Raw genomic sequence first — 24,158 nt, 5'->3', positions numbered from 1 at the left:
ACACCATGACACTCTTTCCCTCCGGCCATGCCACCCACCCCCAGTGGCGCATGGCTGCGGCCCTGGCGCTGGCGCAGTTGCGCGCGCAGATGGCGCTGCCCCAGTACGCGAGTGCCCCCACGCTGGGCCTGCTCTACATCACCGACCACTATGCGGGCGATGCCCAGGCCCTGCTCGACCACCTGGCAAGCGAATTGCCCGGCGTGACCGACTGGAGCGGCACCGTGGGCGTGGGCGTGGCCGCCAACAATGCCGAGTATTTCGACGAGCCTGCACTGTCCGTGATGCTGCTCGATGTCTCGCCCGACCAGTACCGCGTGTTCTCGGGCGTGGCCCCGCTGCCGCGCCAACCGGCCAGCGGCTTCGTGGCCCACACGGCGCTGGTGCATGCCGATGGCCACACGCCCGAGCTGGCCGAGCTGCTGGCCGAAATGGCTGCGCGCACCGAGACCGGCTACCTGTTTGGCGGCCTGAGCGCCAGCCGGGGCGCGGGCGTGCAGTTCGCGGTCGCCGGTGACGGCAATATCGCCGGGCAGGGCGGTGCCAGCGGTGTCTTCGATGGCGGCCTGTCGGGCGTGGCCTTTGGCGCCGAGGTGGTCCTGGTCTCGCGCGTCACCCAGGGCTGCCAGCCCGTGGGGCCGCTGCGCAGTGTGACCGCTGCGCATGAGAACGTGGTGCTGCAGCTCGATGGCGAGCCGGCGCTCGACGTGCTGCTCGACACGCTCGAGGTCTCGCTCGACGGCGACCCGCAGCCTGCGCTGCGCAAGGTGCGCGCCACGCTGGCAGGGCTGGTGGATGCCGGAGAGCAGCCCCGGGGCCAGCAGCGCACGGGCCACTTCGGCACCGATACGCGCGTGCGCCACATCGTGGGCCTGGACGGTGCGCGCCGGGGCGTGGCCCTGGGCGACCGGGTAGAGCCCGGCATGCACCTGGCCTTCTGCCAGCGCAACGTGGCGGCGGCGCGCGCCGACCTGATGCGCATCTGCGCCGAGATCCGAGAAGAGCTGGAACCCGAGGAACTGGAGCCCGCGCCGCTGGAGTCGCAGGACCACACGGGTCGCGCCATGGCCCCGGCGCCCGGAATGGAGGCGCAAGGCCCTGCCGCCGGGCACCACGGCCGGCGCATTCGCGGCGCCATCTACGTGAGCTGCTCGGGCCGTGGCGGTCCGCATTTCGGCGGGCCCAGCGCAGAGCTGCAGATCGTGCGCCATGCGCTGGGCGACGTGCCGCTGACCGGCTTCTTCGCCGGCGGAGAGATCGCGCACCACCATCTGTATGGCTACACGGGCGTGCTCACGGTCTTCACCTGAAGGCCGGCAGCCTGATCGCCCCTGTCAACTGCTCTCGGTCGGAAGCCCGTCGGCATCCCACTCGGGCAGGCCGCCGCGCAACCAGTACACCGTCTTGTAGCCCTTGCTGGCCGCCACCTTGGCCGCCTTGTAGGACTTCCAGCACTCGGCCCCGTTGCAGGCAAAGATCACGGGCTTGCTGCGGTCCACCTTCTCCAGTGCCTGGAAGTCATCCTGCGTGGCGTTGAAGGCCACGTCCTTGAGGCTTTTTTCCACATAGGCCGCGAAGACGGCGCCGCGGATACGCTTGGCCTTGAATTCCTTTTCGGTGCGTGTATCGACCACCACCGCCCCCTGCGCCTGCAGCTTTTGCGCCTCGCGCGCGGTGATGCGGTTCACGCCGGGCAGGCTGTTGGGGGTGAAGAGACCGAGTTCCGCCACGCGGCGGTACTCCTGCGCTTCGGGGCGCAGGGCCACCGGGCTCAGCCCTGTGGCCGCGGAGCCCGAGGTGAACCACTGGGCCAGGCGTGCCTTGACGTCGGCAGGCAGGTCCTTCTTCACGGCGATCGAGAAGCCGCCCGGCACCGGCTGTGAGGTCGCCAGCACCCGCGCGTCGCCTTTGTGGGTGGCCGACCATTCGGCCCAGTCGTCCGCCCGCACCACGGTGGCATCGGTGCTGCCGAGCACCAGCGCGCTCAAGCCCGCCTGCGGGTGCTTTTCGTGCAGTACCGACTTGAGGTCCTGGAACGACAGGCCTGCTTCGTTGAGCATGCCGCGTGCCATGTAGGTGTAGATCGAATCCTGCTGGGGCAGGTACAGGCGCTGGCCTTTCATCGCCGCCACGTTCGCCACCTGGGCAGACCCCACGAGCAGGTACAGGTCCGATTTCTGCGTGGCACCCACAAGCTCGTACCCGCGCTGCAGCGCGGAGGCCGCCACCTGGGCAGGGCCTATGAAAACATCGTAGCCCGCGCTGCGCGTGGCACGCATGACATCGGCCAAGTCGTCGCTGGTGACCACGGTGGCCGGTTGACCGGCGGCCTTGGACAGGCCTGACTCGAACGCGCTGCGCAGAATGCTGTGCGCGGCCTTCTTGGCCGTGGGCTCCACGGCCACGATGGCCGTGAGCTGGGCCTGGGCCACGGAACTGAGCAACAGCAGCAACAGGCACAGCAAGGCAGGGCGTATTTGGCAGTACATGGTGTCTCCTTTGGAGTCTGTCAGCCGATGTCAAATATGCACCAGGGCGCTACCGAACACACGTCCTTGAGGATGTTGTTGCCATTTCTTACACCTGCTCTCACAAACCCCCAGGGCAAATCGGGGCGGCCATACCAGAATGGGATATGCCCCGCATCCTGGCGGCCGTCTGCGGTCGGTGCCGACTGCGGAAACACCAGCCTTACCCACCTCTGGAGGAACGTTCCATGAAGAATCCCGTGACCCTGCCGCGCCGGCACCTGCTCACTGGCAGCGCTGCCGCACTCAGCGCCCTGGGGCTGGCTGCATGGACCCGGGGCGCGCATGCCCAGGCTGCGCCTGCGGCGGCGGCCAAGCCGCTGCCCGCTTACGTGGGGTGGAAGAACCCTGGCAGCCTGATCGTGCACAGCAGCAGCACCCTGGAAACGCGCCGGGGCGCTTTCGGCACCGGGGTGGTCACGCCGTCGAGCCAGCTGTACATCCGCAACAACCTGCCCGCGCCCGATGCCGCCATCGTGGCCGAGCGCGATGCATGGACTGTGTCCATCGAAGGGGTGAAGGCGCCACGGGCGCTGACCGTGGCCGAGCTCAAGACCCTGGGCATCGAGACGGTGACCACGGTGCTGCAATGCTCGGGCAACGGGCGCGGCTTTTTCCCCAGCAAGCCCAGCGGCACGCCGTGGACGGTGGGCGCGGCGGGCTGCGTGGTCTGGAGCGGGGTGCCGCTGCGCAACGTGGTGGCCGCCCTGGGTGGGCTGGCGGGCGGTGCTGCCTACCTCACGGGCACGGGCGGCGAGAAATTGCCCGAGGGTGTGGACCCGCTCTCGGTGGTAGTCGAGCGCTCGGTGCCCATCCAGGCGCTGGACGATGCCATCCTGGCCTGGGAGATGAACGGCGAGCCCATGCCGCTGGCCCACGGTGGGCCGCTGCGCCTGATCGTGCCGGGCTACCAGGGGGTGAACAACATCAAGTACGTCAAGCGCGTGGCCTTCGGTGCCGAGCAGTCGCAGGCACGCATCATGTCGCACGGCTACCGCATGTCGCCACCCGGCACCAAGGCGGGCCCCGAGCAGCCCTCGGTGTGGGAGATGACGACCAAGTCCTGGATCAACGGCCCCCTGCCCGAGCAGGGCGCGCTCAAGGCCGGCATGGTGCAGGTGCATGGCGTGGCGTTTGGCGGCACGCGGGGCGTGAAGGGCGTGGAGGTCTCGGTGGACGGCGGCAAGACCTGGCAGGCGGCCCAGCTCATCGGGCCTGACCTGGGCCGCTTTGCGTGGCGCCAGTTCGTGCTGCCCGCACGCCTGGCCGCAGGTTCACATGAACTGCTCAGCCGCGCTACCGACACGGCAGGCAACGTGCAGCCCGAACAGCGCGAGGAAAACCTGGGCGGCTACAACAACACGAGCTGGCGAGACCACGGTGTGACCGTGGTGGTCGCTTGAAGCGGTGCGCATCTTGCGCACCGCAGCCGCGGCCTGGCTGCTGGCGCTGATCAGCAGCGGCGCCTGGGCCGCAGATGCCGGCGAGCTGGCGCGGGGCAAGGAGCTGTTCGGCAAGATCCAGCCGGCCTGCGCGGTGTGCCATACGCTGCAGGCAGCGGGCGCCGAGGGCCAGGTCGGCCCCGTGCTCGATGAGCTCAAGCCCAACGCCGAGCGCGTGCTGCGCGCACTGCGTGCGGGCATTGGCGTCATGCCCTCCTATGCCGACAAGCTCAGCGACAAGGACATGCGGGCCCTGGCGCACTTTGTGGCGCAGGCCAGCGGCGCTGCTCCCTGAGCGTCAGGCCTTGTGGGCCGCTGCCGTGGGCAGCCGGCTGGGTGCCGCGCTGTGGGGCATGCCCGTGAACGCAAAGTCCAGCTCGGGCGCCAGGCCGCTCACGATGCGTGCCAGCGACTTGCCCGAGCCGCAGGCATGCGTCCAACCCAGCGTGCCGTGGCCGGTGTTGAGGAACAGGTTGCCGAGTTTCGTCTTGCCGATCAGCGGTACGTTGCTCGGCGTGGCGGGGCGCAGGCCGGTCCAGAACTGAGCCTGGCTGGCATCGCCCGCACCCGGGAACATCTGCTCCACGCGGCGCACGATGGCGTCGCAGCGCACCTGGTTGAGGTCGCGGTTGTAGCCGTTGAATTCGGCCGTGCCGGCAATGCGCAGGCGGTCGCCGCGCTCGCTGGTGTAGCGCGAGAAGACGAGCTTGTATTCGTCGTCCGTCAGGCTCACCTGGTGCGCCATCGATGCGTCCTTGACCGGCATGGTCACCGAGTAGCCCTTGGCAGGGTAGATGGGCAGGCGGATGCCCAGGGGCTGTGCCAGCAGCGGGCTGAACGAGCCCATGGCCAGCACGAAGGCATCACCGTGCACGCGCTCGAAGCGGCCTTCGGCGGTGGTCACCTCCACATGGTCGATGCGCCCGCCGGCCTCGCGCAGCGCCGTGATGTGGTGGCCCAGGCGGAACTGCACGCCCGCAGCCTCGCACAGGCGCGCCAGCTCGCGGGTGAAGGTGTTGGCGTCACCGGATTCGTCCTCGGCGGTGTAGGTGGCGCCGGCCAGTTGCGGGCGGATGTGGGCCAGGGCCGGCTCGATGCGCACGGCCTCGTCGGCGCTGATGACTTGGCGCTCGCAGCCCAACTGGCGCATCTGCTCGGCCGGCGCAAGGGCGCCATCGAACTCCTTCGGATCGGTATAGAAATGCAGGATGCCCTGCGTGCGCTGCTCGTAGGCGATGCCGGTGGCGGCGCGCAGCTGCTGCAAGGTGTCGCGGCTGTAGGTACCCAGGCGCACGATCTGCTCAATGTTGTGGCGCGTGCGCGCCGGCGTGCAGTTGCGCAGGAAGGACAGGCCCCAGAGCCACTGGCGCATGTCGCCGCGGATACGGAACAGCAAGGGCGCGTCTTCCTTGCCCAGCCACTGCAGCACCTTGAGCGGGGCGCTGGGGTTGGCCCAGGGTTCGGCATGGCTCACCGATATCTGGCCGCCGTTGGCAAAGCTGGTTTCCGCGCCGGGCGCACCCTGGCGGTCGATGACGGTCACCTCGTGGCCGAGTTGCTGCAGGAAATAGGCCGAAGTCACGCCGAGCAGGCCGGCGCCAAGAACGATCACACGCATTTGAAAGCCTTTGAAAGGGCAATCGCCAGGCTGGTCCTTGCTACCACTGCGGTTATTGGATACCAATAGCGCGCAGCGGGCATGTCGTTGCCCGGCTGCCGCTCCCCCTGTCCTTGGTACCTGAGAGATTCACCGCAGGCCCCTCATGGGCTGCAGCTTGCTCCTTCGGTGCGCTACGTGGTGTAGCGGCTCTCCAGACGGCCTTGATGAATGGTGCAGTACGGAACCTGAGCGTGCATGGGAGTTTGCGCCTTCGGTGAAGCGGGCGGTGCCGCTTGCTCTCCTGCGAAGGCCATTCTAGGGCGAGGCCAGCGCACAAAAGCGAACGCCGCAGCTAATGTGCGGCGTTCGTTGCTGATACAAGACCGGGCCGTGGCCCGGTCAGGTGTCAGTTGCGGCGGGGATTGTCAGGGTTGCTGTCGCGACGATTCGAGACGCCATCGCCATCGCGGTCGCGGTCATTGCGGTTGTTCACGCCGTCACCGTCACGGTCGCGGTCCATACGATTAGGCACTCCATCACCGTCACGGTCCCAGCCGCCGCGGCGCATTTCCCAGCGGCCATCACGCTCTTGCCAGGTGGGCTGGCGATAGGCATAGCCTGGGCGTGCCTTCACCCAGTGGCCGGCGACCCACACATGGCGGCCGCCACGCCAGTCCCAGTGGCCTTCTTCCCAAACCTGGCCACGGCGTTGGCGTGGCACTGCTTCACGGCGGGGTGGTGGAGGTGCGGGGATCACTTGGTACCCCTGGGGGCCCGACTGGATCACCACGGTACCTTGGTGCACCGGCTGGGCCGTGGCCACAGACGAGAGGCTTGCCAGGGCCAGGGTAGTCGCAATAAGGGCTGCGTAAGTGGTTTTGTAAGCCATGGTTGACTCCTTTTTCAATGTTGTTGTGTCGCTTTTGTATGGTGGGCAGGCAGCAGTGCCACGTCTGTAGGCGCTGCGCCTTGGTCCCTGTAGGCGAGCGGGGCCGGCGCCACCAGGGCAGCCGGCAGGCCCCGTCAGTTGCGGTACGGGTTGTCCGGACGGCGGTCGTGGCGGTTGGGCACACCGTCGCCATCGCGGTCCCAGCCGCCGGGGCGCATGTGGTGGCGGCCGTCGCGCTCTTCCCAGCGCGGTTCACGGTAGCTGTAGCCGGGGCGGGCCTTCATCCAGTAACCCTGGATCCACACGTGGCGGCCGCCGCGCCATTCCCAATGGCCTGGTACCCAGGCCATGCCGCGGCGCGAGTGCGGTGGCGCTTCGTAGCGGGGTGGGGGGGGTGCGTGGTACTGCACCGGGGTGACCTGCAGCGGCGCCAGGGCGGGGCGCTGCACGGGATGCTGGTAGTAAGGGCTGCCGGTCTGGATGACGATGGTGGCGCTGGGGGATGCCAGCGCCGGGGCAATGGCACCCAGCGACAGCAAGGCCAGGGAAGCGACGGCGAGGGCGATGCGGGCCATGAAGGTCTCCTTGGAAATGATTCCTTGCGGAACCGGAGCCTTGATCGTGGGCGCTTTGCGTCAAGCCGGTGTAGGGCTCGTGCGAAGAGTTGTAAGTGTGTGTTGCGCAGAAGCCGCTCTCGCGACCAAAGCGTGACTTATGTCACATCAGCGGACCAGCAGCGCCAGGACCGGCGGCAGGACCAGCCAGAAGCCCGACACCGGCATCAGCACCAAGCCGGCCAGCACCAGGGCCAGCAGGCACCAGCCCATGGGCCGCAGCGCCACGGCCGGCTGGCTGCGCTCCAGCGCCGTCACCTCCCATGCCAGCAGGGCCAACACAGCGCCGAACAGCAGGAACCAGACGGCGGCACTCAGGTGCATGTCGTCTGCCACGGCGTTGAACACGCCTCGCTGCCACAGGATCTGCCACTGTGGGACGAACAGGACGGCCGCCGCCAGCGTGTGCAGCACGGCCACGGCCAACAGCCAGCGGCCCTTCCAGGGGCGGGCAGCAAGGGTGGAAAGGGACCAGGGAAGGCTGTGCATGGAATGCTCCTTGTCATACGGGGAACGGAGTGTGGTCAGCCGATCCAGCGGTCGGCCTGCGTGTGTACCTGCGCCCGGATTTCGGTCAGCAGGTGCATGAGCCCGAGCCAGGCGCGCTCGAAAGCTGGCAGCTCGGACGGTACGCCGGCCAGGTGCCTGGCCAGCACTTTTTGCTGCGCCGCCACGGGGGCGGGCGGCCGGCTCTTGCCTGCGAAGTCGAAGACCGGCTCCGTGAAGGGCTCGGTCTGCCAGGCCTGCATGATCGAGAGGGCGGGCATCAGCTCGTCGGTGAAGGTGGTGACATCCATCGCCGCATCGACCAGCCCCAGCGCCACGTAGGCTTGCAGCACGCCTTGGGCGTGGGCCGGCGACGCGGGTTGCAGCAGCGCGCGCCAGGCCCGCAGCACCCCGGTGCGAAAGGCCGGCGACAGCTCGCGCGTACAGCCGAAATCGAGCACGCCGAGCTGCCCGTCCGGCAGGAACAGAAAGTTGCCCGGGTGCAGGTCCGCATGCATGTGCCCAAGGCCAAAGGTGCAGTGCATGAACCAGTCCCAGAGCAGTTGGCCGGCCTGGTTGCGCGCGGCCTGCGTGGGCTCGCTGTGCAGCCATTCACCCAGGTGCACGCCTGGCAGGTACTGCTGGGTGAGCACCTGTGCGCGGGTGTGCGAGGCGATGGGCTGCGGCACCACGATGCCCGGCAGCGCCGCATGTTCGGCAAACCACTGCAGCTGCCGGGCCTCGTGCAGGTAATCCACCTCGTGCAGCAGCGTGCGCTCGATCTCCTGCATCACCCGTTCCACCACCACATCGCCGGGCAGCGGCAGGTCGCTGTGCGCCAGGGCACGCAGGGTGGTGCGCAGCAGGCGCATGTCCGAGGCGATGGTCGAGGCAATGCCCGGGTACTGCACCTTGACCGCCACGGCGCCATGCCCGGCCAGCTCGGCGCGGTGCACCTGGCCCAGGCTGGCAGCGGCAAAGGCCTGGGGCTCGAAGCGGGTGAACAGGGCCTCGGGCTCCTGCCCGAAGGCCTGGCGGAACACCCGGCCCACCAGCGCGCGGTTGAGCGGCGTGGCCTGGTGGCAGGCGCGCGCCAGTTCGCGCCGCACGCCTTCGGGTAAAAAACTGGTGTCCATGCTCAGGATCTGCGAGACCTTGAGCGCCGTGCCGCGCAACTGCCCCATGGCCTGGAACAGGATGCGGCCCATGGCCGCCTCGTGGCGGGCCTGGGCATCGGCCTGTGCCACTTCGTCTGCGGGGGCGGGCCGCAAGCGCTGGCCCAGTTGTGCCAGACCCAGACGCGCGGCCGTGATGCCGGTGATGGTGCCGCGCGCGAGTGTGCCGGTGCGGGGTGGCTTGGCGCCTGTCATGCGCGGGGCGGGTATTGAGGGCTGGCAGCAGCCGGTGCGCCAGCATCCACCCGCGCCAGCAGGGTCCGCACGATGCGCCGGTGGAACGGCGCGATCACGGCCATGTAGGTGTGGCCCAGCGCGTTGTGGATGTGCACCACGGAGGAAAGAGCCAGCACGGCCTGCCCGTCCTGCATGCGCTTGTGCAGCGACACCTGAACGTTCAGGTGGCGGTCGTCCACGCCCATCACCACCTCGCGCTCGCCCAGGTAGCGGATCTCGAAGAAACCCACCAGATCGCCCACGCGGTAGCCCGCCTCAGTCTGGCGGGTGCCGTCATGCAGTTGCCCCACAGCCTTGAGGCCCACCATGCGCATCAGGCGGTTGCGCAGGGCCATGAGCGCGCGTGTCCAGCCCGGCGTTTGTTTCACCATGTCGAGCCAGGTCTGCAGCGCGCTGCTGTCGGGTGTGGGGTCGGCCGCTTCGAAGCAGTCGGCAAACTGGGCTCCGGGCAGGTGCATGGCGATCACGCTGCCCGAGGGGATGGCTGTGGCGCGGACGGTGCGGGCGGGGCTCATGGTGCGGCCTTGCGGGTACGGGGTTTGCGGGCGGGCTTGGGCGCATCGGCCGCGGGGGCCTGGGCCGACGGGCGCGCACGCGGCGTGCGCGGCGGCGTATCCACCGGGGGCACCATCGTGTCCCCCAACGCGCTTTTGGCCATGCGCAGCACGCCCACCAGGCCGCTGCCATGCTGCATGAAGCGCGCCATCTGGCTGCGCAGCATGAAGCCGCCCAGTTGCAGCATGCGGTTGACCAGGCCCGCGCGCAGCGCCAGCACCAGCACGCCCAGCGACAGGTCCACCAGCTGCGTGGTGTCCGCGAACTCGTCCGATTCGTCGGCCAGCCAGTAGGCCACCACACCCGCCAGGTAGTCGCCGTACAGGCCGCTGGCCACCCCCTTGAAATCGCAGGGCTCGATCTCGCCCTGGGATTCGGCCGTTTCGATGAAGCCCGTCACCGCCTCGCGCAGGGCCTGGCGTGCCGCCAGCGGCTCAGCCAGCATGGACAGCGGGGAGCGCCTGGCCAGTGTGCGCACTCCGGCCACGAACTCGCGGTCGGGCAGCAGGCGCTCGAGCACGGCGTCGGTCAGGCGCTGCAGCTTTTCCTGCAGGCCGTAGTCGGCCAGGCCCGGTGTGGCCAGCGTATCGGCCAGGGCGCTGCGCACCGCTTCGTCCAGATAGCCCAGCACGATGCGGTCCTTGGTCGGGAAATACTTGTAGATCGTCGCATCGCCAATGCCGGCCGCGCGCGCGATGTCCTTCATCGTCGTGCCGTCGAAGCCCTGGCGCGTCATCAGATCGACCGCGCTGGCCACGATCTGGCGGCGCGTAGCGTCCTGCTGTTGGCGAGTGGTTTTCATTTTCTTTAAATCCCATGAATTTGGTATTTAAAGAATAGTTAATTCTGTTTAAACCGTCAAGCGAGTTCAGAGCGTGCAGGCAACATAGAGCCCATCTGCCGGCACGTCCGGGCAGGTTGGCGGGGTGTTTTTGCTGTCGAAAGCAGCGGTGCTGCTCAGCGCCGCATGCCCGTGAAAGCCTCGAACTCCCAGCTGCGCAGGGCCAGCAGCAAGGTATAGCCCTCCAGCTCGCGGGCCGGCAGCTTCTGGTCGGCCAGGTGCTGCTGCGCAAAGTCCTGGGCCACGCGCTGCATGCGCTCCATGAAGGCCGGGGCCAGGCTGCGGCTGATGGTGCCGTGCACCAGCAGCACACCCTCGCCCGCGCCATCGAAGCCGCCAGCGAAGTAGTCGAGCAGCGCATGCTCGCGAAAGTAGTTCATCACCGGGCCATGGGGCCGCCAGCGGAAGGTTTTGGCCAGCTTGAGTCGGTAGCGGTTGAGCGGCCGCAGCTCGATGATGCCGATGCGGTCGAGCTGCGCCAAGTACTTGATGCCTTCGGCCTCCGAGAGGCGGTAGGTGCCCGTCACCTGCTCCAGCGTCCACTGGCTGAGCACGCAGATGGCCATGAGCAGCAGCCGCTTGTCGGCCACCACGGCTTTTTCCTGCTCCTGCGTCAGCTCCTTGAGCAGTGGCTGGCTGTCGGCCACGCGGCGTGCCAGGTCGGCGAAGTCCAGGGCCAGCGCGCGGCAGATGGCGTCGATGCGCGACAGCGGCATGTCCCCCTTGGCCAGCATGCGCTTGACGCTGGACTCCGCCATGCCCAGCTGCTGCGCCAGGTCGGCGTAGGTCATCTGCGCGGTCTTGAGTTCCTTCTTGAGGGCGGTGACGAGGTCGGCGGTGGTGCTCATGGGTATCGATTATCAGTACCTGCGGTGTTCTGGGTAGCCCTTTGCACTGATTTCGGTACTGGTTTGGCCTGGGGCCTGCCGACACTGCGCTGCATCAACCACTGCCGAGACGCCGCACCATGCCACTGCCCTTCGCTCCTTCCACAACGGGCCTGTCCCGGCCAGAAGCAGGCCTTCTGGTCGGCGCCTGTGCCTTGCTGGGCCTGGCCCTGTTCGGGCCTTCGATGCTGGACAGCGCCCACCAGCACGGGTTCGCCGACCAGCGCACGCTGCTGGGCATTCCCTGTGCACTCGACGTGCTGAGCAACCTTCCCTTTGCCATCGCTGGCGTCCTGGGCCTGGCCTGGCTGGTGCGCTTGCCGCATGCCGCGATGGACGGGGTATCCCGCGCCCTCGTTGCCCTGTTTCTGGCCGGGCTGGTGTGCACCTCGGTGGGTTCGTCCTTCTACCACTGGCGTCCCAGCGACTTCGGCCTGTTCTGGGACCGGCTGGGCATGGTGCTGCCGTTCGCAGGCCTGCTGGGGCTGGCGGCTGCGGGCCGCGTCAGCGGGCGCGCCGGCATCGCCACGGCGGGTGCCGTGCTGCTGGGCGGCACATCGGCCGTGCTGTGGTGGGCGCTGTCCGGTAACGTGCTGCCCTGGGCGGTGGTGCAGTTGGGGGGCATGCTGGTGGTGCTGGCGCTGGCCGCGCTGCCCCGGCGCGCTGAAGCCCTGGCCGTGCACCTGGGCGCGGTGATCGCTTTCTACGGCGTGGCCAAGCTGTTCGAGGCGGCCGACCATGCGATCCTGGAGGCCACGGGGCAGTGGGTGTCGGGCCATAGCCTCAAGCACCTGATCGCGGCCGGCGCTGCCTTGCCTGTGCTGTCTGCGCTTGCAGCGTTGCTGCAGCGCACGAATGCCCCCCGCGCTGTCGCTGCAACCGGGCAGAATGGCGGCCAGCACCGGCCGCAAAGCCGCTCGACCACGGCGCGCAATGCACGCCGCCAGGGCGCCTGAGAGATGTCGTTCTTACACACCAAGATGCCAACGAGGAGAGACGCATGAGCACCGAGACCCCTTCTGCGGGCGCGAGCCCCCTGCACGGCAGCCCCAGCGTTCAGGGCAGCCACGGCGGCCATGAGGACCCCAACCAGTTCGCCCTGCTGCGCCAGCGCCGCTTCGCCCCCTTCTTCTGGACGCAATTCTCGGGCGCTGCCAACGACAACCTGTTCAAGTTCGCCTTCACGGTGATGGTGACCTACCAGCTGAGCGTGGGCTGGCTGCCGCCGGCCATGGCGGGGCTGGTGATCGGGGCGCTGTTCATCCTGCCGTTTTTGCTGTTCTCGGCCACCTCGGGCCAGCTCACGGACAAGTACGACAAGACGCGCATGATCCGCTTCGTGAAGAACCTGGAGATCGCCATCATGCTGGTGGCGGCCGTGGGCTTCGTGGCGGGCAACGTGCCCATCCTGCTCCTGTGCACCTTCCTCATGGGGATGCACTCCACGCTGTTCGGCCCGGTGAAGTTCGCCTACCTGCCCCAGGTGCTGACTGAGCGCGAGCTCACCGGCGGCAACGGCATGGTGGAGATGGGCACCTTCGTCGCTATCCTGCTGGGCAACGTGGCGGGCGGCCTGCTGGTGGCGCTGCCGGGCATCGGCCACACCACGGTGGCCATCGCCTGTGTGGCGCTGGCACTGGCCGGACGGGTGGTGGCGCAGGCCATTCCCTCTGCCCCGGCCACCGATCCGGGCTTAGTCATCAACTGGAACCCCATCACCGAGACCTGGCGCAACCTGAAACTCGCGCACGGCAACATCGTGGTCTTCCGCTCGCTGCTGGGCATCAGCTGGATGTGGTTCTTCGGCGCCGTGTTCCTGTCGCAGTTCCCGAGCCTGGCCAAGGAGGTGCTGCACGGCAACGAGCAGGTGGCCTCGCTGCTGCTGGTGGTGTTCTCGGTGGGCATCGGCATCGGTTCGCTGCTGTGCGAGGTGCTGTCGCGCCGCCATGTGGAGATCGGCCTGGTGCCGCTGGGCGCCATCGGCATGAGCGTGTTCTCCATCGATTTGTACTTTGCCGCGCGCAGCCTGCCGCCGTCGGAGATCATGGGCCTTGGGGCCTTTCTCGCGCAAAGCCCGCACTGGCGCGTGATGCTCGACCTGGCGCTGCTCAGCCTGTTCGCGGGCCTGTACAGCGTGCCCATGTACGCACTGATCCAGATGCGCAGCCAGCCCACGCACCGCGCGCGCATCATCGCCGCCAACAACATCCTGAACGCGCTGTTCATGATCGCCAGCTCGCTGATCGCCGGCGCGCTGCTGGGCGCGGGCTTCACCGTGCCGCAGATCTTTTTGTTCACCGGCCTGGCGAATGCGGTGGTGGCGTTCTACATCTTCATGCTGGTGCCCGAGTACCTGCTGCGCTTCGTGGCCTGGGTGTCCTCGCGCTTCGTCTACCGCTTCAAGGTGCAGGGCGACGAGAACCTGCCCACCACCGGCGCCGCCATCCTGGCGTGCAACCACGTGAGCTTCATCGATGCGGTGCTGCTCATGGCGGCCAGCCCGCGGCCCATCTACTTCGTGATGGACCACCGCATCTTCCGCGTGCCGGTGCTGGGCTGGCTGTTCCGCCTGGCCAAGGCCATCCCGATCGCGCCCTACAAGGAAGACCCCGCCATTTACGACGCTGCCTTCGAGCGCGCCGCCCAGGTGCTGCGCGAAGGCGACCTGCTGGCCATCTTCCCCGAAGGCGGCATCACCAAGGACGGGCAGCTCCAGGAGTTCAAGGGCGGCATCATGAAGATCATCGACCGGGCGCGCGAAGAAGGCATCAACGCCCCCGTGATTCCCATGGCGCTGACCAATCTGTGGGGCTCGTACTTCAGCCGCATCGAGCAGGGCGGGGCCATGGTGCGCCCCTTTCGCCGCGGCTTCTACAGCCGCGTGGGCCTGAACGTGGGACATGCCGTGGCGTCGTCGGACGTGCAGCCCGCGTTGCTGCGCTCGCGCGTGGCCGATCTGCTGGGCACCTGAATGCCGGATACCGACCGCCTGCAAGCGCAGGAGCGGGTGGCGCTGGCGCGCCGGGTCATGTCGTTCCTGCGCGGGATCGGCCTGGTGGTGACCGAGGCGCCAGTGCCTCCCGACAGCTTCCTGCCGGGCTTGCGCATCGTGCAGGGCGGCCTGCAGGTGGACCTGGGTCAACTGCGCTGGCCGGGTGACCTGCTGCACGAAGCCGGGCACCTGGCCGTGGTGCCCGCCGCGCTGCGTGCCACCATGGACGACGCGCTGGCCGAGTTGCCCCCTGTCCCCCACGCAGGCGAGATCGAGGCCACGGCATGGGCCTGGGCAGCCTTGCGGCACCTTCAGTTGCCGTCCGAGGTGCTGTTCCATGACGGTGGCTACCATGGCCGGTCCCAGGGCCTGCGCACCACCTTCGAGCTGGGCGTCTACCTGGGAGCCGCAGGGCTGGTATCGGCGGGCCTGGCGGCCACACCCGCGCAGGCATCGGCAGGGGGCGCTCCCTATCCGCATCTCCTGGCCTGGCTGCGTTCCTGAACCCCGGGCCTTGCCGATTCGGTCAGGGGGCTCATGTTCATTGGTGCCCGGGTACCTGCTGCGCTTCGTGGTCTGGATGGCCTCGCGCTTCATCTACCGCTTCAAGGTGCAGGGCGACGATAACCTGCACCGCCAGCGGTGCCGCCACCCTGACCGGCAGCCATGTGGGCTTCATCGACGCGATGCTGCGCATGGCGGCCAGCCCCCGGGCCCATCTACTTCGTGATGGACCAGCGCATCTTCCGCGTGCCGGTGCTCGGCTGGCTGTTCTGCCTGGCCAAGGCCATCCCGATCGCGCCCTGCCAGGAAGACCCCGCCACCTACAACGCCGCTTTCGAGCGCGCTGCCCAGGTGCTGCGTGGCCGCGTTCACTCCGCGCGGATGTTCGCGCGCTGGGCAATCGCCCGCATGCGCGGTAGTTCGTCCTCGATCTGCGCGAGCACGGTGTTGCCGGGGGCGTAGGCCTGCTCCAGGCCACTGGCGATGAGCTTGCTGCGTATCTCGGCATCCGCCATGGTTTCGGACAGCGCCTTTTCCAGCCTGGCCTTTGCTTGGGCGGGCAGGCCGCGGGGCGCGACCACGGCCAGCCACGAGTCAGCAGCAAAACCTGCAAAACCGCTTTCCGCCACCGTCGGTACATCAGGCAACCGCGTGGCGCGCGCGGCGCCCGTGACGACGATGGCCTTGATCTTGCCCGACTTGAGCTGCGGCAGCGCCGCGGCCACCGTGTCGATGGTGAACGGGATCTGCCCGCCCATCAGGTCGCTCATGGCCGGCGCGCTTCCCCGGTAGGGCACGTGCAGCAGCTTGATGCCTGTGGCAGACCACATCAGCTCGGCGGCGAAATGGCCGGTGGTGCCGCTGCCGAACGAGCCGTAGGAGAACTTGTCGGGAGCCTGGTGCGCTGCCGTGATCAGCTGCTTCAGGTTGTCCACAGGCACATCGCGATGGGCCAGCAGGATCAGCGGCACGCGCGCCACCATGCCGACCGGCTCGAAGCTCTTGAGCGGATCGTAGGGCAGCTTGCTGTTGAGCGCGGGGTTGACGGTGAAGGTGGAGCCGGAGCTGATCAGCAGCGTGTAGCCATCGGCAGGAGCATTGGCCACGAAGGATGCGCCCACGATGGTGCCTGCCCCGGCCTTGTTCTCGACCACGATCGGTTGGCCCAGGCGCTCGCCCAGCTTCTTGCTGATCAGGCGCCCCACGATATCGACGGCCCCGCCAGGCGGGAAGGGCACAACCAGCTGGACCGGTTTGACGGGGTAGCCATCGGCATGTGCCTTGGTCCCTCCACCCAGCCCTGTCACTGCAATGGCTACCACGAACATGGCGACGCTTGTGCGTCGGTTCAGATGCAAGCACTTCATTTGGCGATCCTTCGGGTGAGGGCTGGTCGGTCAGCCGTTGTTGGCTGCGAACAGGCACTGCAGGGCGCACCAGCCTTCGTCTCGCACCGGCCATGCCTGTCGCTGCTACAGATGTTTGCGCAGCCGCCATGGCCGTGGATGCACGGGATCATGGCGGCGACCCGTGGGCATGCTCGGGTCGATGGCGGGAGTCAGAGGGGTTCAGATGAGCGACAGGCCCGCCAGTCGGTCCAGGCGCTGCTGCTCCGTTTCATCGCGCGGTGCATCAGCCGTTGCGAAAAAGAAAGCTGTAGGCGTTCAACGCCGGCACCCCTCCCAGGTGCGCGTACAGGACACGGGAGCCTTCGGGGAATTCGCCCTTGCGCACCATGTCGATCATGCCGTGCATGGACTTGCCTTCGTACACCGGGTCGGTGAGCATGCCTTCCTGGCGCGCGCACAGGCGGATGGCATCGAGCGTGCCCTCGCTCGGCAGGCCGTACTCGGGGCCGCCGTAGCGGGTGTCCAGCACCACGTCCTCGGCCGTGATCTCCTGGCCCAGCTCGACCAGCTTGGCGGTGTTCTGTGCGATGCGCAGCACCTGGGCGTGCGTTTGCTCGGGCTTGGCCGAGGCGTCGATGCCGATCACCTTGCGCGAGCGGCCGTCGGCCGCAAAGCCCACCACCATGCCGGCCTGCGTGCTGCCCGTGACCGAGCACACGACGATGTAGTCGAACGCAAAGCCCAGTTCCTTCTCCTGCTGGCGCACTTCCTCGGCAAAGCCCACGAAGCCCAGGCCACCGTACGGGTGCTCGGAGCAGCCGGCGGGGATGGGGAAGGGCTTGCCGCCGGCCTTCTTCACGTCGTCCATGGCCTGCTCCCAGCTGGGGCGGATGCCGATGTCGAAGCCTGCCGCATCCAGGCGCACGTCGGCACCCATGATGCGCGACATCTCGATGTTGCCCACGCGGTCGTACACCGCGTCGGAGTAGTTCACCCAGTTCTCCTGCACCAGCACGCATTTCATGCCCAGGTGGGCGGCCACGGCGGCCACCTGGCGCGTCTGGTTGGACTGGATGCCGCCGATGGACACCAGTGTGTCGTAGCCGCCGGCAATCGCCTCGGGGATGAGGTATTCGAGCTTGCGCGTCTTGTTGCCGCCAAAGGCCAGGCCGCTGTTGCAGTCCTCGCGCTTGGCATACAGATGCACCTTGCCGCCCAGGTGGGCCGACAGGCGTGGCAGCGGCGTGATGGGCGAGGGCCCGAAGGTCAGCGGGTGGCGGGCGAATTTCTGCAGGTTCATGGCGGCTCTCGTGTGCGATGGAAGGGTGGGGAATCACTCGCAGGGGCGCTTCGGTGGCGCCTTGCCTGCAGTGCCTCCATCGTAGGAAAAGCTGCGTTTAACGTGGTTGTGAAAATGGAGTGGATTTCAGAGGTTTGGTATGTGAAAATGGAAATTGATTTGCATTGATTCCACAAAACCAACCATGTGCGCAACAAAAGTTCGTGCCAAGAGCGTGCCGGCCAGCGCTGGAATGACGGACGAGCTCGACCGCACCGACAAGGCCATCCTGCGCCTGCTGCAGCGCGATGCCTCCCTGTCCAACGTGGCGCTGGCCGAGAAGGTGCACCTGAGCCCGCCCGCCTGCCTGCGCCGGGTGGAGCGGCTCAGGCGCCTGGGGCTCATCGACGGGGTGGTGGCGCTGCTCAACCCCAAGGCCGTGGGGGCCGGCATGCTGGTGATGATCGGCGTGGTGCTCGACCGCTCCACGCCCGAGTCGTTCGCGGCCTTCGAGAAGGCCGCCGTGAAGATCTCGGGTTGCATGGAGTGCCACGTGGTCACGGGCGAGTTCGACTACTTCATGCTGGTGCGCACGCGCGACAGCGACAGCTTCAACCGCCTGCACGCCGAGCAGCTGATCTACCTGCCGGGCGTGCGGCAGGTGCGTTCGTTCATGGTGCTGCGCAACGTGCTGTCCACCACGGAGCTGCCGCTGGCCTTGTGACCAGCAGCGGGGATCAAGCCGTCTCGACGGCGAACGTCAGCCCGGCATTTGCCTGCAGGCGCGCCACCAGCGGCTCGCCCATGGCGGGCGCGGTGGTCCAGATGCCGCCCGGCGTGCCGGCAGCTTCCTGAAGCAGGCAGACCGCCGCCTCGGCGATCATCTTCGAGGTGGAGCCGTAGCCCGGGTCGCGGTCGCCCTTGACGCCCACGCGCAGGGTGTTGCCCTGGCCGTCATCGCCCAAAAACAGCACGTCGTAGAAGCCGGCCTCGCGCTCCTCGCGCGAAGGGCCTTCGCCCGGCTTGGGCCCCTTGTCCGAGCCCATGGACTTGTCGTTGGCCACGGCATTGGCGATGGCCTCGCCCTTCTCTCCGGGGCCGGTGACCAGCATCTCGTCGTAGACGAAATCCGTGCCCCAGGCATGCTGCAGCAGGAAGTTGGAGCGGTGCACGTTGCGCGTGTTGATGGCCGCCATCACGAACGGGGCGACCCACATGCCCAGGGCTTCGTCCAACATGGGCTTGTGGCCCGTGGGCTGGCGCGGGCCTTCAAAGCCGGGCGTCAGCGAGAATGGGTTTTTCAGCAGGTCCAGCACCTTGGGGTCGGCCGCCGAGGCGGCCATGGTGGCCTTCAGGCTCGCCGCCGTGCCGCCCGAGAAGGTGCCCTTCATCTTGCGCACCCGGCCGCGCACGCGGTTGGCGGGGTGGCCGAAGCGTGCCTTCATCTCGCGCTGCAGCACGAACACACCCAGGTCGAACGGGATTGAGTCGAAGCCGCACGAGAACACGATGCGCGCGCCGCTGGCCTGGGCCTGGGCTTCGTGTGCATCGATCATGTGGCGCATCCAGGCGGGCTCGCCGCACAGGTCCACATAGTCCACGCCGGCCGCAGCGCAGGCGGCCACCAGTTCGTTGCCGTAGAGCTGGTAGGGGCCCACGGTGGTCAGCACCAGGCGGGTCTGCGCCATCAGGGCCTGCAGGCTTTCCATGCTGGCGCTGTCGGTCACCACCAGGGGCGTGTCGGCCGGGGCGCCCAGCTCGTCGCGCACGGCGGCCAGCTTCTCGGCGTTGCGCCCGCCCATGGCCCAGCGCAGGCCGCTGCCGGCGGGGTAGCGCTGCAGCAGGTACTCCACCACCAGCCGGCCGGTGAAGCCGGTGGCGCCGTGGACGACGATGTCAAAGGGTTTGGTCATGGGGGCTCCTGGAAATTCGGGGGGTACGGGGCGGGCCCGTGATCGGCGGGATTGTCGAAGACGCAGGCTCCATCGGCTGTCGCCCAGGCGCTTCGGTGGGTAGCTTGCGCGCAACTTTGGAGGCGGATAAGGGTGTCAAAGTGTGACCAAGTACCGGAAAACGATACCCAGCAGCCTGCGCAATGCCACTGTGGTGGTTCAATGCGGACAGCCGGATGGGGCTTTGCCACTATTCGTTCCGTGTTCAACCAAGGCCCCAGGGCCACCCGCCTATATGTCAGCATCTCCTTTCGTCGTTCAGCGTGACACCCGTGCCTGGCAGCTCCAGGTCTGGATCTCGTTCGGCATTGCCGTGTTTCTGTGCGCAGTCGGCCTGGCCTGGCTGCCCGGAGAACAGCTGGAGCGCGCGTTCATGGTGATGGGCTATGTGTTCTGCCTCTCGGCCGCCTTCGTGCTGGCCAAGTTTGTGCGGGACAACGAGAGCGCTGGCCGCCGTGGCGCTGGCGACACCCCCATGTGGAAGCTGGTGGTGTGGGGCGGCTTTGCGGTCGCCATGGGCCTGACGGGCTGGGGCCTGTTCAGCATGGACGTGAACCAGACCTACAAGGCCTTCCTCGGTGTGAGCTGGCTGTACCTGATCACCACCGCCTTCACGCTGGCCAAGATGCTGCGCGACCGCCATGAGGCCGACCTGCTCGACGCCCGCCTGCAAGGCCGCCGCGAAGCCGCCCAGGCCCCGTCCAGCAACAACGGTTGATCCGCAGCGCATTTGTCGAACCCCTGGCCCGGCGCCCCTGTGCGCCGGGCCCACCCAACCCGAAGGAGTGATCCATCATGATGAACAAGACTTTGCAACGCACCCTGGCCCGCACGCTGCTGGCCGCCGGCTTCGTGTGCGCCATGGCCAGCCTGCCGGCCCGTGCACAGAGCGAGGCATCTGCCGCGCTGTCCCTGCTGCCCGTGGCCTCCATTGTGGGCACGGCCTCTGTGGGCTCGGCGGCTGCCGGTGCGATCGTGGCCGTGCCTGCGGCCCTGTCGGTGGGCGGTGCCGTGCTGTCGGTGCGGGCAGTGGAAGTCTCTGCCGTTGGCACCGTGTACGTTCTGGAGCGTGCTTCGGACGGCGCCCGCGTCAGTGTGGAAGTGGTCGGCAAGGGCGTGGGCGCATCGGCCCATGCCGTGGGCACGGTGGTGGTCTGCACGGTGATCGGCTCGGGTGTGGTGCTGTCGGTGGCCGGCGAGGCCCTGGCCTTCGTGCCCAATGCCATCGGCCGCGCACTGCTGCACAACGAGCGCCTGTGATGAGGTCCCCCGCCATGCCAACCACCGTCCATCGCGCCATCCAGATGCCCATTCAGTTGCCGCTGCAGCCCGTGTCGCGCCGCAGCAGCGCCATGCGCCGCGCTGGCATGCGCTGGGCCATGGGCGCAGCGCTCATCGCCGGGGCCGCCGTGTTCACCGCCACCCAGGCCCATGCAGGCCGATCGTGCGAGGCACAGAAGCCGCCTCCCGCCAAGAGCGTGGAGCGCGGCATGCAACTGGCCGAACGCGCCTCCCAGGCGCTCGATGCCACGGGCGCCCAGGTCGTGATGCTGGGCCGCGCAGGCCAGGACCTGGGCAAGTATGGCGTGCGCTACTCCCACTTGGGCTGGGCCTACAAGACCCCCGAAGGCCCCTGGCGCGTGGCGCACAAGCTCAACGAATGCGGCACCGCCGTGGGCCATGTCTACCGCCAGGGCCTGGGCGAGTTCTTCCTCGACGACCTGTGGCGCTACGAGGCCGTGTGGGCGGTGCCCAGCCCCGAGGTGCAGCAGCGCCTGTTCGTGCTGCTGCAGGACAAGGGCCGCACCAAGGTCATGAACCAGCCGGCCTACAGCATGGTCAGCTACGCCTGGGGCACCAAGTACCAGCAGTCCAACCAGTGGGCGCTGGAGACCCTGGCCGCCGCCATGGAGCCGACCTCGGTGAACTCGCGCGAGCAGGCGCAGGCCTGGCTCAAGTTCAAGGGCTACGAGCCCACCACGCTCAAGATCGGGCCGCTGACCCGCATGGGCGGGCGCGTGGGTTCGGCGAACATCGCGTTCGACGACCATCCCAGCGACAAACGCTACTCGGACCGCATCGAGACCGTGACCGTCGATTCGATGCTGTCGTGGCTGCAGCGTGCGCAGTTGGGCTCGGCGCCTGCCACCCTGGTACTCAAGAACTGAAGTTTTCGTGACAATGCGTCTGCACGCCAGATGCCTTTGACTGCCACCAACACGAGGGAGATGTGCCCATGAGCAAATCGCTGCGCCTGTCCGAAAAATGGTTCCGCCGTGGCCTGTGGCTGGTGGCCTTCGTCTTCGCCGGCTTCCTGATCGGGCTAGGCGGCACCCTCGTCGGTGACCTGCCCCAGGTCGAAAAGCGCCTGCAGGTTGAGGATTTCGTCGACAAGGCCGCCTTCGACGCGGTGCGCAATGAGGTGCGCACCGCGCAGAAGGCCGAGGAAGACGCCGAGACCGCGCTGCAGCAGGCCCAGTTGCAGCGCAGCAAGTCGCGCAGCGAAAGCGCTGCCGAGCGCGAGACCTTCAACAACTGGCTGGCCACGCGCAGCGCCACCCAGCGCGCCGACCAGGACCCCGAGGTGATTGCGCGCACGCAGCGGCTCGACGTGCTCAAGCTCGCCGAGCGCAAGACCCAGCAGGCCGTGGAGGCGCAGCAGCAGGCCGCGCTCGATGCGCACCAGGCCGCCATTGCCGCGCAGCAGCGCCAGAGCGAGATGGAGCGCGAGGGCTATGTGGGCATGGCCGTCGAGCAGCGCAAGCTGGAGCTGCGCGTCTTCCTGTACCGGCTGGCGCTCACGCTGCCGCTGCTGGCCATTGCCGGCTGGCTGTTCGTCAAGAAGCGCAAGGGCACCTACTGGCCCTTCGTCTGGGGCTTCATCTTCTTCGCGCTGTTCGCCTTCTTCGTGGAGCTGGTGCCCTACCTGCCCAGCTACGGTGGCTATGTGCGCTACGTGGTGGGCATCGGCATCACGGTGCTCGTGGGGCGCTATGCCATCGTGGCCCTCAACCGCTACCTGGAGCGGCAGAAACTGGCCGAGGCACTGCCCGACCAGGAGCGCCGCAAGGAGCTGAGCTACGACGTGGCCCTGGCGCGCCTGGCCAAGAGCGTGTGCCCCGGCTGCGAGCGGCCGGTGGACCTCAAGAACGAGAAGATCGACTTCTGCCCGCACTGCGGCATCGGCCTGTTCGACCACTGCGGCGTGTGCACCACCCGCAAGAGTGCATTCGCCCGTTTCTGCCACGCCTGCGGAACCGGTGCGAGCGGCGCGCCGGCACCGCAGATCCTGCCCGTGATCGCGCCCACGCCACCCGTGCCTGCGGGGCCCGGCAGCGTGTCCTGATCCCCTCAGCGCCCCGGCGCCTGCCGGGGCTCATGCAGCTGGACGCGGTCACGGCCGGCTGCCTTGGCTTCGTAGAGCGCTGCATCGGCATCGGACATCAGCGCGCCCAGCGAGTCCTGCAGAGACACCCCGGTGCACACCACCAGGCCGATACTGACCGTGGCGTGCAGCGGGTCGCGCTGCCCCGGCAGGGCGAACGGATGGTTGCGCACCTGCTTGCACAGGCGCCGCGCCACCGCCATGGCATCGGCCTGGCGGATGCGCGGCAGCACCACGGCAAATTCCTCGCCGCCCAGCCGGCCGAACAGGTCACCAGGCCGCAGCGCCTCGCTGACCGTGGCGGCAAAGCCATGCAGTACCTTGTCGCCCTGCGCGTGGCCATGGGTGTCGTTCACGCGCTTGAAGTGGTCCAGGTCCAGCATCAGCACGGCCACGCTGCTGCGCTCGCGAGCCAGGCGGGCCAGCAGCTTGCTGCCCTGGGCCATGAAGGCGCGGCGCGCCAGCGCATCGGTCAAAAAGTCGTGGCTGGCCGCGCGGTGCAGGCGGCGCATGGCCTCGACACTGGCCGCCTTGGCCGTGGCCACCGAGAGCGGGCCCAGCCCCAGCAGGGAGATCCCCACGCGCAGCGAGAACACCGCCCAGGCCTGGTTGGGCGCGAACGCCAGCTCCAGCATGCCCGCGCCGGCCGCGATCGCCAGGCCGAAGCAGGTCAGCATGGACAGCACGCTGGTGGCAAACACGCCGTATGTGAGTGCGCACCAGAGCAGCGCCGGCACCGGAAACGCCAGCGCCCCGGGGCCACCAATGGCGATCGCTGCAGCCTCGCTGGCCGCCAGCGCGAGCAGGGGCGCCGCGTACTTCCAGCGGCGCCGGGACCAGCGTCGCTTCTTGAGCGTGCGCCGCGCCTCCTGCGGGGTCGGCAGGCTGAGGATGACCGGCAGGATCAGCACACCGTTGATCAGCTCTGTGCAGAACCACATGCCCAGGGCTGTCAGCCAGGTGGTGTTGAACAGCAGCGGGCCCGTGCCTGAGCCCGCCAGCGCGGCCGCCGCACTGCTGGCCACGCAGATGCCGAACATCAGCACCGCCGACATCTGCCGCTTGAGGAAGCGCGTGGCCACCGGCACCTGGCCGAACAGCCACCAGCCCATGGCCACGCCGCAAAGATTGGCGCTGGCCAGCCACAGCGTCGCCAGGGGGGCGGTGCCGGTCACCAGGTCCGCAACCACGTAGCCCAGGGCGGCGGCCGCCCAGGTGCCCGATGCCGCCAGGCGTGGGTAGCGCACCAGCAAACCCAGCAGCAGGGCATTGGCGGGCCAGAAGGCGGCCATGAACCCCAGGGGTCGGGTCACGATGCCCAGCAGCGACGCGGCAAAGACCAGCAGGCCAATGCCTGCGCACAGGCCCCAGCCCGTCAGCGGGCCAGCGGCGGTGCCGGGTGAAGGGGGACGAAGCAAAGACGGCATGCGTTGAAGTTCAGGG

At 68.2% G+C, this 24,158-nt stretch carries 24 protein-coding genes, 1 pseudogene and 1 riboswitch; of the genes and pseudogenes, 12 read left to right on the top strand and 13 right to left on the bottom strand.

The genetic code is table 11. From position 1 onward, the window contains the following. The first annotated feature begins 5 nt into the window (after positions 1 to 5). Positions 6 to 1,310: an FIST N-terminal domain-containing protein gene (locus QYL93_RS16235; RefSeq protein ID WP_305744605.1), complete on the top strand. Its 1,305-nt coding sequence runs from the start codon at positions 6 to 8 to the stop codon at positions 1,308 to 1,310. Positions 1,311 to 1,334: 24 nt separating this feature from the next. Here the strand turns inward: QYL93_RS16235 and QYL93_RS16230 are convergent, their stop codons facing one another. Continuing rightward, the gene (locus tag QYL93_RS16230) at positions 1,335 to 2,489 is read right to left on the bottom strand and encodes a rhodanese-like domain-containing protein (protein ID WP_305744604.1); all 1,155 of its coding nucleotides are present in this window, start codon (positions 2,487 to 2,489) and stop codon (positions 1,335 to 1,337) included. Positions 2,490 to 2,716: 227 nt separating this feature from the next. Between QYL93_RS16230 and QYL93_RS16225 the strand changes: the two genes are divergently transcribed. Next, entirely contained in the window at positions 2,717 to 3,931 is a 1,215-nt protein-coding gene (locus QYL93_RS16225) for a sulfite oxidase (protein ID WP_305744603.1), read from the top strand. Positions 3,932 to 3,944: 13 nt separating this feature from the next. Then, positions 3,945 to 4,265 (top strand): cytochrome c, encoded by a 321-nt coding sequence (locus tag QYL93_RS16220; protein WP_082608214.1) that lies wholly within the window; start codon positions 3,945 to 3,947, stop codon positions 4,263 to 4,265. A 3-nt stretch (positions 4,266 to 4,268) separates the two neighbouring features. Here the strand turns inward: QYL93_RS16220 and QYL93_RS16215 are convergent, their stop codons facing one another. From QYL93_RS16215 to QYL93_RS16180, 8 genes are all read right to left on the bottom strand, one after another. Beyond that, entirely contained in the window at positions 4,269 to 5,588 is a 1,320-nt protein-coding gene (locus tag QYL93_RS16215; protein WP_305744602.1) for a D-amino acid dehydrogenase, read from the bottom strand. Between the two features lie 97 nt (positions 5,589 to 5,685). Further along, a riboswitch (glycine riboswitch) is annotated at positions 5,686 to 5,795 on the bottom strand. A 181-nt stretch (positions 5,796 to 5,976) separates the two neighbouring features. Beyond that, positions 5,977 to 6,459 carry a hypothetical protein gene (locus tag QYL93_RS16210; RefSeq protein WP_305744601.1) on the bottom strand — a complete coding sequence of 161 codons (483 nt, stop codon included), beginning with the start codon at positions 6,457 to 6,459 and terminating at the stop codon, positions 5,977 to 5,979. A 134-nt stretch (positions 6,460 to 6,593) separates the two neighbouring features. Then, positions 6,594 to 7,034, bottom strand: a complete 441-nt coding sequence (locus QYL93_RS16205) for a YXWGXW repeat-containing protein (protein ID WP_305744600.1) — start codon at positions 7,032 to 7,034, stop codon at positions 6,594 to 6,596. 147 nt (positions 7,035 to 7,181) lie between these two features. After that, entirely contained in the window at positions 7,182 to 7,562 is a 381-nt protein-coding gene (locus QYL93_RS16200; RefSeq protein WP_305744599.1) for a DUF6463 family protein, read from the bottom strand. A gap of 35 nt (positions 7,563 to 7,597) precedes the next feature. Continuing rightward, a complete protein-coding gene (locus QYL93_RS16195; RefSeq protein ID WP_305744598.1) occupies positions 7,598 to 8,929 on the bottom strand; it encodes an AarF/ABC1/UbiB kinase family protein in 1,332 nt (443 codons plus the stop codon). Then, positions 8,926 to 9,486: a DUF2867 domain-containing protein gene (locus QYL93_RS16190; RefSeq protein WP_305744597.1), complete on the bottom strand. Its 561-nt coding sequence runs from the start codon at positions 9,484 to 9,486 to the stop codon at positions 8,926 to 8,928. Before QYL93_RS16190 ends, QYL93_RS16195 begins: the two co-directional genes overlap by 4 nt. Next, positions 9,483 to 10,328, bottom strand: a complete 846-nt coding sequence (locus QYL93_RS16185; protein ID WP_305744596.1) for a TetR/AcrR family transcriptional regulator — start codon at positions 10,326 to 10,328, stop codon at positions 9,483 to 9,485. The genes QYL93_RS16190 and QYL93_RS16185 overlap by 4 nt, the downstream gene beginning before the upstream one ends. A gap of 155 nt (positions 10,329 to 10,483) precedes the next feature. Further along, positions 10,484 to 11,215: a helix-turn-helix transcriptional regulator gene (locus QYL93_RS16180; RefSeq protein ID WP_057203997.1), complete on the bottom strand. Its 732-nt coding sequence runs from the start codon at positions 11,213 to 11,215 to the stop codon at positions 10,484 to 10,486. Between the two features lie 119 nt (positions 11,216 to 11,334). On the opposite strand from QYL93_RS16180, the gene QYL93_RS16175 reads away from it, so the two are divergent. From QYL93_RS16175 to QYL93_RS16160, 4 genes and pseudogenes are all read left to right on the top strand, one after another. Next, positions 11,335 to 12,210, top strand: a complete 876-nt coding sequence (locus QYL93_RS16175; RefSeq protein WP_305744595.1) for a hypothetical protein — start codon at positions 11,335 to 11,337, stop codon at positions 12,208 to 12,210. Positions 12,211 to 12,254: 44 nt separating this feature from the next. Continuing rightward, positions 12,255 to 14,225: an MFS transporter gene (locus QYL93_RS16170; RefSeq protein ID WP_305744594.1), complete on the top strand. Its 1,971-nt coding sequence runs from the start codon at positions 12,255 to 12,257 to the stop codon at positions 14,223 to 14,225. Beyond that, the gene (locus QYL93_RS16165; protein ID WP_305744593.1) at positions 14,226 to 14,750 is read left to right on the top strand and encodes a hypothetical protein; all 525 of its coding nucleotides are present in this window, start codon (positions 14,226 to 14,228) and stop codon (positions 14,748 to 14,750) included. It abuts the gene before it with no gap. Positions 14,751 to 14,790: 40 nt separating this feature from the next. Continuing rightward, positions 14,791 to 15,110, top strand: a pseudogene (locus QYL93_RS16160) (1-acyl-sn-glycerol-3-phosphate acyltransferase); the annotation flags it as partial. An 8-nt stretch (positions 15,111 to 15,118) separates the two neighbouring features. Here the strand turns inward: QYL93_RS16160 and QYL93_RS16155 are convergent. After that, positions 15,119 to 16,117, bottom strand: coding sequence for a Bug family tripartite tricarboxylate transporter substrate binding protein (locus QYL93_RS16155; RefSeq protein ID WP_370876985.1), 999 nt, complete (start codon positions 16,115 to 16,117; stop codon positions 15,119 to 15,121). 265 nt (positions 16,118 to 16,382) lie between these two features. After that, a complete protein-coding gene (locus QYL93_RS16150) occupies positions 16,383 to 17,399 on the bottom strand; it encodes a 1-aminocyclopropane-1-carboxylate deaminase (protein ID WP_305744591.1) in 1,017 nt (338 codons plus the stop codon). 184 nt (positions 17,400 to 17,583) lie between these two features. Between QYL93_RS16150 and QYL93_RS16145 the strand changes: the two genes are divergently transcribed. Further along, complete coding sequence (locus tag QYL93_RS16145; protein ID WP_305744590.1) at positions 17,584 to 18,102, top strand: Lrp/AsnC family transcriptional regulator; 519 nt, start codon at positions 17,584 to 17,586, stop codon at positions 18,100 to 18,102. A 13-nt stretch (positions 18,103 to 18,115) separates the two neighbouring features. Here the strand turns inward: QYL93_RS16145 and QYL93_RS16140 are convergent, their stop codons facing one another. Further along, a complete protein-coding gene (locus QYL93_RS16140; protein WP_305744589.1) occupies positions 18,116 to 19,291 on the bottom strand; it encodes a trans-acting enoyl reductase family protein in 1,176 nt (391 codons plus the stop codon). Between the two features lie 274 nt (positions 19,292 to 19,565). Between QYL93_RS16140 and QYL93_RS16135 the strand changes: the two genes are divergently transcribed. From QYL93_RS16135 to QYL93_RS16120, 4 genes are all read left to right on the top strand, one after another. Then, on the top strand, positions 19,566 to 20,048 hold the full coding sequence (locus tag QYL93_RS16135; protein WP_305744588.1) for a YiaA/YiaB family inner membrane protein: 483 nt from the start codon (positions 19,566 to 19,568) through the stop codon (positions 20,046 to 20,048). Between the two features lie 77 nt (positions 20,049 to 20,125). Next, on the top strand, positions 20,126 to 20,590 hold the full coding sequence (locus QYL93_RS16130; RefSeq protein ID WP_370876984.1) for a hypothetical protein: 465 nt from the start codon (positions 20,126 to 20,128) through the stop codon (positions 20,588 to 20,590). Between the two features lie 107 nt (positions 20,591 to 20,697). Next, positions 20,698 to 21,498, top strand: coding sequence for a DUF2145 domain-containing protein (locus tag QYL93_RS16125; protein ID WP_305744712.1), 801 nt, complete (start codon positions 20,698 to 20,700; stop codon positions 21,496 to 21,498). 68 nt (positions 21,499 to 21,566) lie between these two features. Then, positions 21,567 to 22,676 carry a zinc ribbon domain-containing protein gene (locus tag QYL93_RS16120; RefSeq protein WP_305744587.1) on the top strand — a complete coding sequence of 370 codons (1,110 nt, stop codon included), beginning with the start codon at positions 21,567 to 21,569 and terminating at the stop codon, positions 22,674 to 22,676. A 5-nt stretch (positions 22,677 to 22,681) separates the two neighbouring features. Here the strand turns inward: QYL93_RS16120 and QYL93_RS16115 are convergent, their stop codons facing one another. Continuing rightward, positions 22,682 to 24,142 (bottom strand): GGDEF domain-containing protein, encoded by a 1,461-nt coding sequence (locus QYL93_RS16115; RefSeq protein WP_305744586.1) that lies wholly within the window; start codon positions 24,140 to 24,142, stop codon positions 22,682 to 22,684. Positions 24,143 to 24,158 lie beyond the last annotated feature (16 nt).

This window comes from Acidovorax sp. A1169, from assembly GCF_030704685.1.
GTDB lineage: Bacteria > Pseudomonadota > Gammaproteobacteria > Burkholderiales > Burkholderiaceae_C > Acidovorax.
The sequence above is the reverse complement of the archived record's forward strand: the minus strand, read 5'-3'. Positions and strand labels throughout refer to the sequence as shown.

Excerpts from the sequence above, each read along its gene's own strand:
- QYL93_RS16210 (WP_305744601.1), bottom strand. The coding sequence starts at position 6,459 with ATGGCTTACAAAACCACTTACGCAGCCCTTATTGCGACTACCCTGGCC.
- QYL93_RS16125 (WP_305744712.1), top strand. The coding sequence starts at position 20,698 with ATGCGCTGGGCCATGGGCGCAGCGCTCATCGCCGGGGCCGCCGTGTTC.
- QYL93_RS16185 (WP_305744596.1), bottom strand. The coding sequence starts at position 10,328 with ATGAAAACCACTCGCCAACAGCAGGACGCTACGCGCCGCCAGATCGTG.
- QYL93_RS16235 (WP_305744605.1), top strand. The coding sequence starts at position 6 with ATGACACTCTTTCCCTCCGGCCATGCCACCCACCCCCAGTGGCGCATG.
- QYL93_RS16215 (WP_305744602.1), bottom strand. The coding sequence starts at position 5,588 with ATGCGTGTGATCGTTCTTGGCGCCGGCCTGCTCGGCGTGACTTCGGCC.
- QYL93_RS16165 (WP_305744593.1), top strand. The coding sequence starts at position 14,226 with ATGCCGGATACCGACCGCCTGCAAGCGCAGGAGCGGGTGGCGCTGGCG.
- QYL93_RS16150 (WP_305744591.1), bottom strand. The coding sequence starts at position 17,399 with ATGAACCTGCAGAAATTCGCCCGCCACCCGCTGACCTTCGGGCCCTCG.
- QYL93_RS16225 (WP_305744603.1), top strand. The coding sequence starts at position 2,717 with ATGAAGAATCCCGTGACCCTGCCGCGCCGGCACCTGCTCACTGGCAGC.
- QYL93_RS16140 (WP_305744589.1), bottom strand. The coding sequence starts at position 19,291 with ATGACCAAACCCTTTGACATCGTCGTCCACGGCGCCACCGGCTTCACC.
- QYL93_RS16135 (WP_305744588.1), top strand. The coding sequence starts at position 19,566 with ATGTCAGCATCTCCTTTCGTCGTTCAGCGTGACACCCGTGCCTGGCAG.
- QYL93_RS16155 (WP_370876985.1), bottom strand. The coding sequence starts at position 16,117 with ATGAAGTGCTTGCATCTGAACCGACGCACAAGCGTCGCCATGTTCGTG.
- QYL93_RS16130 (WP_370876984.1), top strand. The coding sequence starts at position 20,126 with ATGATGAACAAGACTTTGCAACGCACCCTGGCCCGCACGCTGCTGGCC.
- QYL93_RS16180 (WP_057203997.1), bottom strand. The coding sequence starts at position 11,215 with ATGAGCACCACCGCCGACCTCGTCACCGCCCTCAAGAAGGAACTCAAG.
- QYL93_RS16170 (WP_305744594.1), top strand. The coding sequence starts at position 12,255 with ATGAGCACCGAGACCCCTTCTGCGGGCGCGAGCCCCCTGCACGGCAGC.
- QYL93_RS16115 (WP_305744586.1), bottom strand. The coding sequence starts at position 24,142 with ATGCCGTCTTTGCTTCGTCCCCCTTCACCCGGCACCGCCGCTGGCCCG.
- QYL93_RS16200 (WP_305744599.1), bottom strand. The coding sequence starts at position 7,562 with ATGCACAGCCTTCCCTGGTCCCTTTCCACCCTTGCTGCCCGCCCCTGG.
- QYL93_RS16205 (WP_305744600.1), bottom strand. The coding sequence starts at position 7,034 with ATGGCCCGCATCGCCCTCGCCGTCGCTTCCCTGGCCTTGCTGTCGCTG.
- QYL93_RS16190 (WP_305744597.1), bottom strand. The coding sequence starts at position 9,486 with ATGAGCCCCGCCCGCACCGTCCGCGCCACAGCCATCCCCTCGGGCAGC.
- QYL93_RS16195 (WP_305744598.1), bottom strand. The coding sequence starts at position 8,929 with ATGACAGGCGCCAAGCCACCCCGCACCGGCACACTCGCGCGCGGCACC.
- QYL93_RS16230 (WP_305744604.1), bottom strand. The coding sequence starts at position 2,489 with ATGTACTGCCAAATACGCCCTGCCTTGCTGTGCCTGTTGCTGCTGTTG.
- QYL93_RS16175 (WP_305744595.1), top strand. The coding sequence starts at position 11,335 with ATGCCACTGCCCTTCGCTCCTTCCACAACGGGCCTGTCCCGGCCAGAA.
- QYL93_RS16120 (WP_305744587.1), top strand. The coding sequence starts at position 21,567 with ATGAGCAAATCGCTGCGCCTGTCCGAAAAATGGTTCCGCCGTGGCCTG.
- QYL93_RS16145 (WP_305744590.1), top strand. The coding sequence starts at position 17,584 with ATGTGCGCAACAAAAGTTCGTGCCAAGAGCGTGCCGGCCAGCGCTGGA.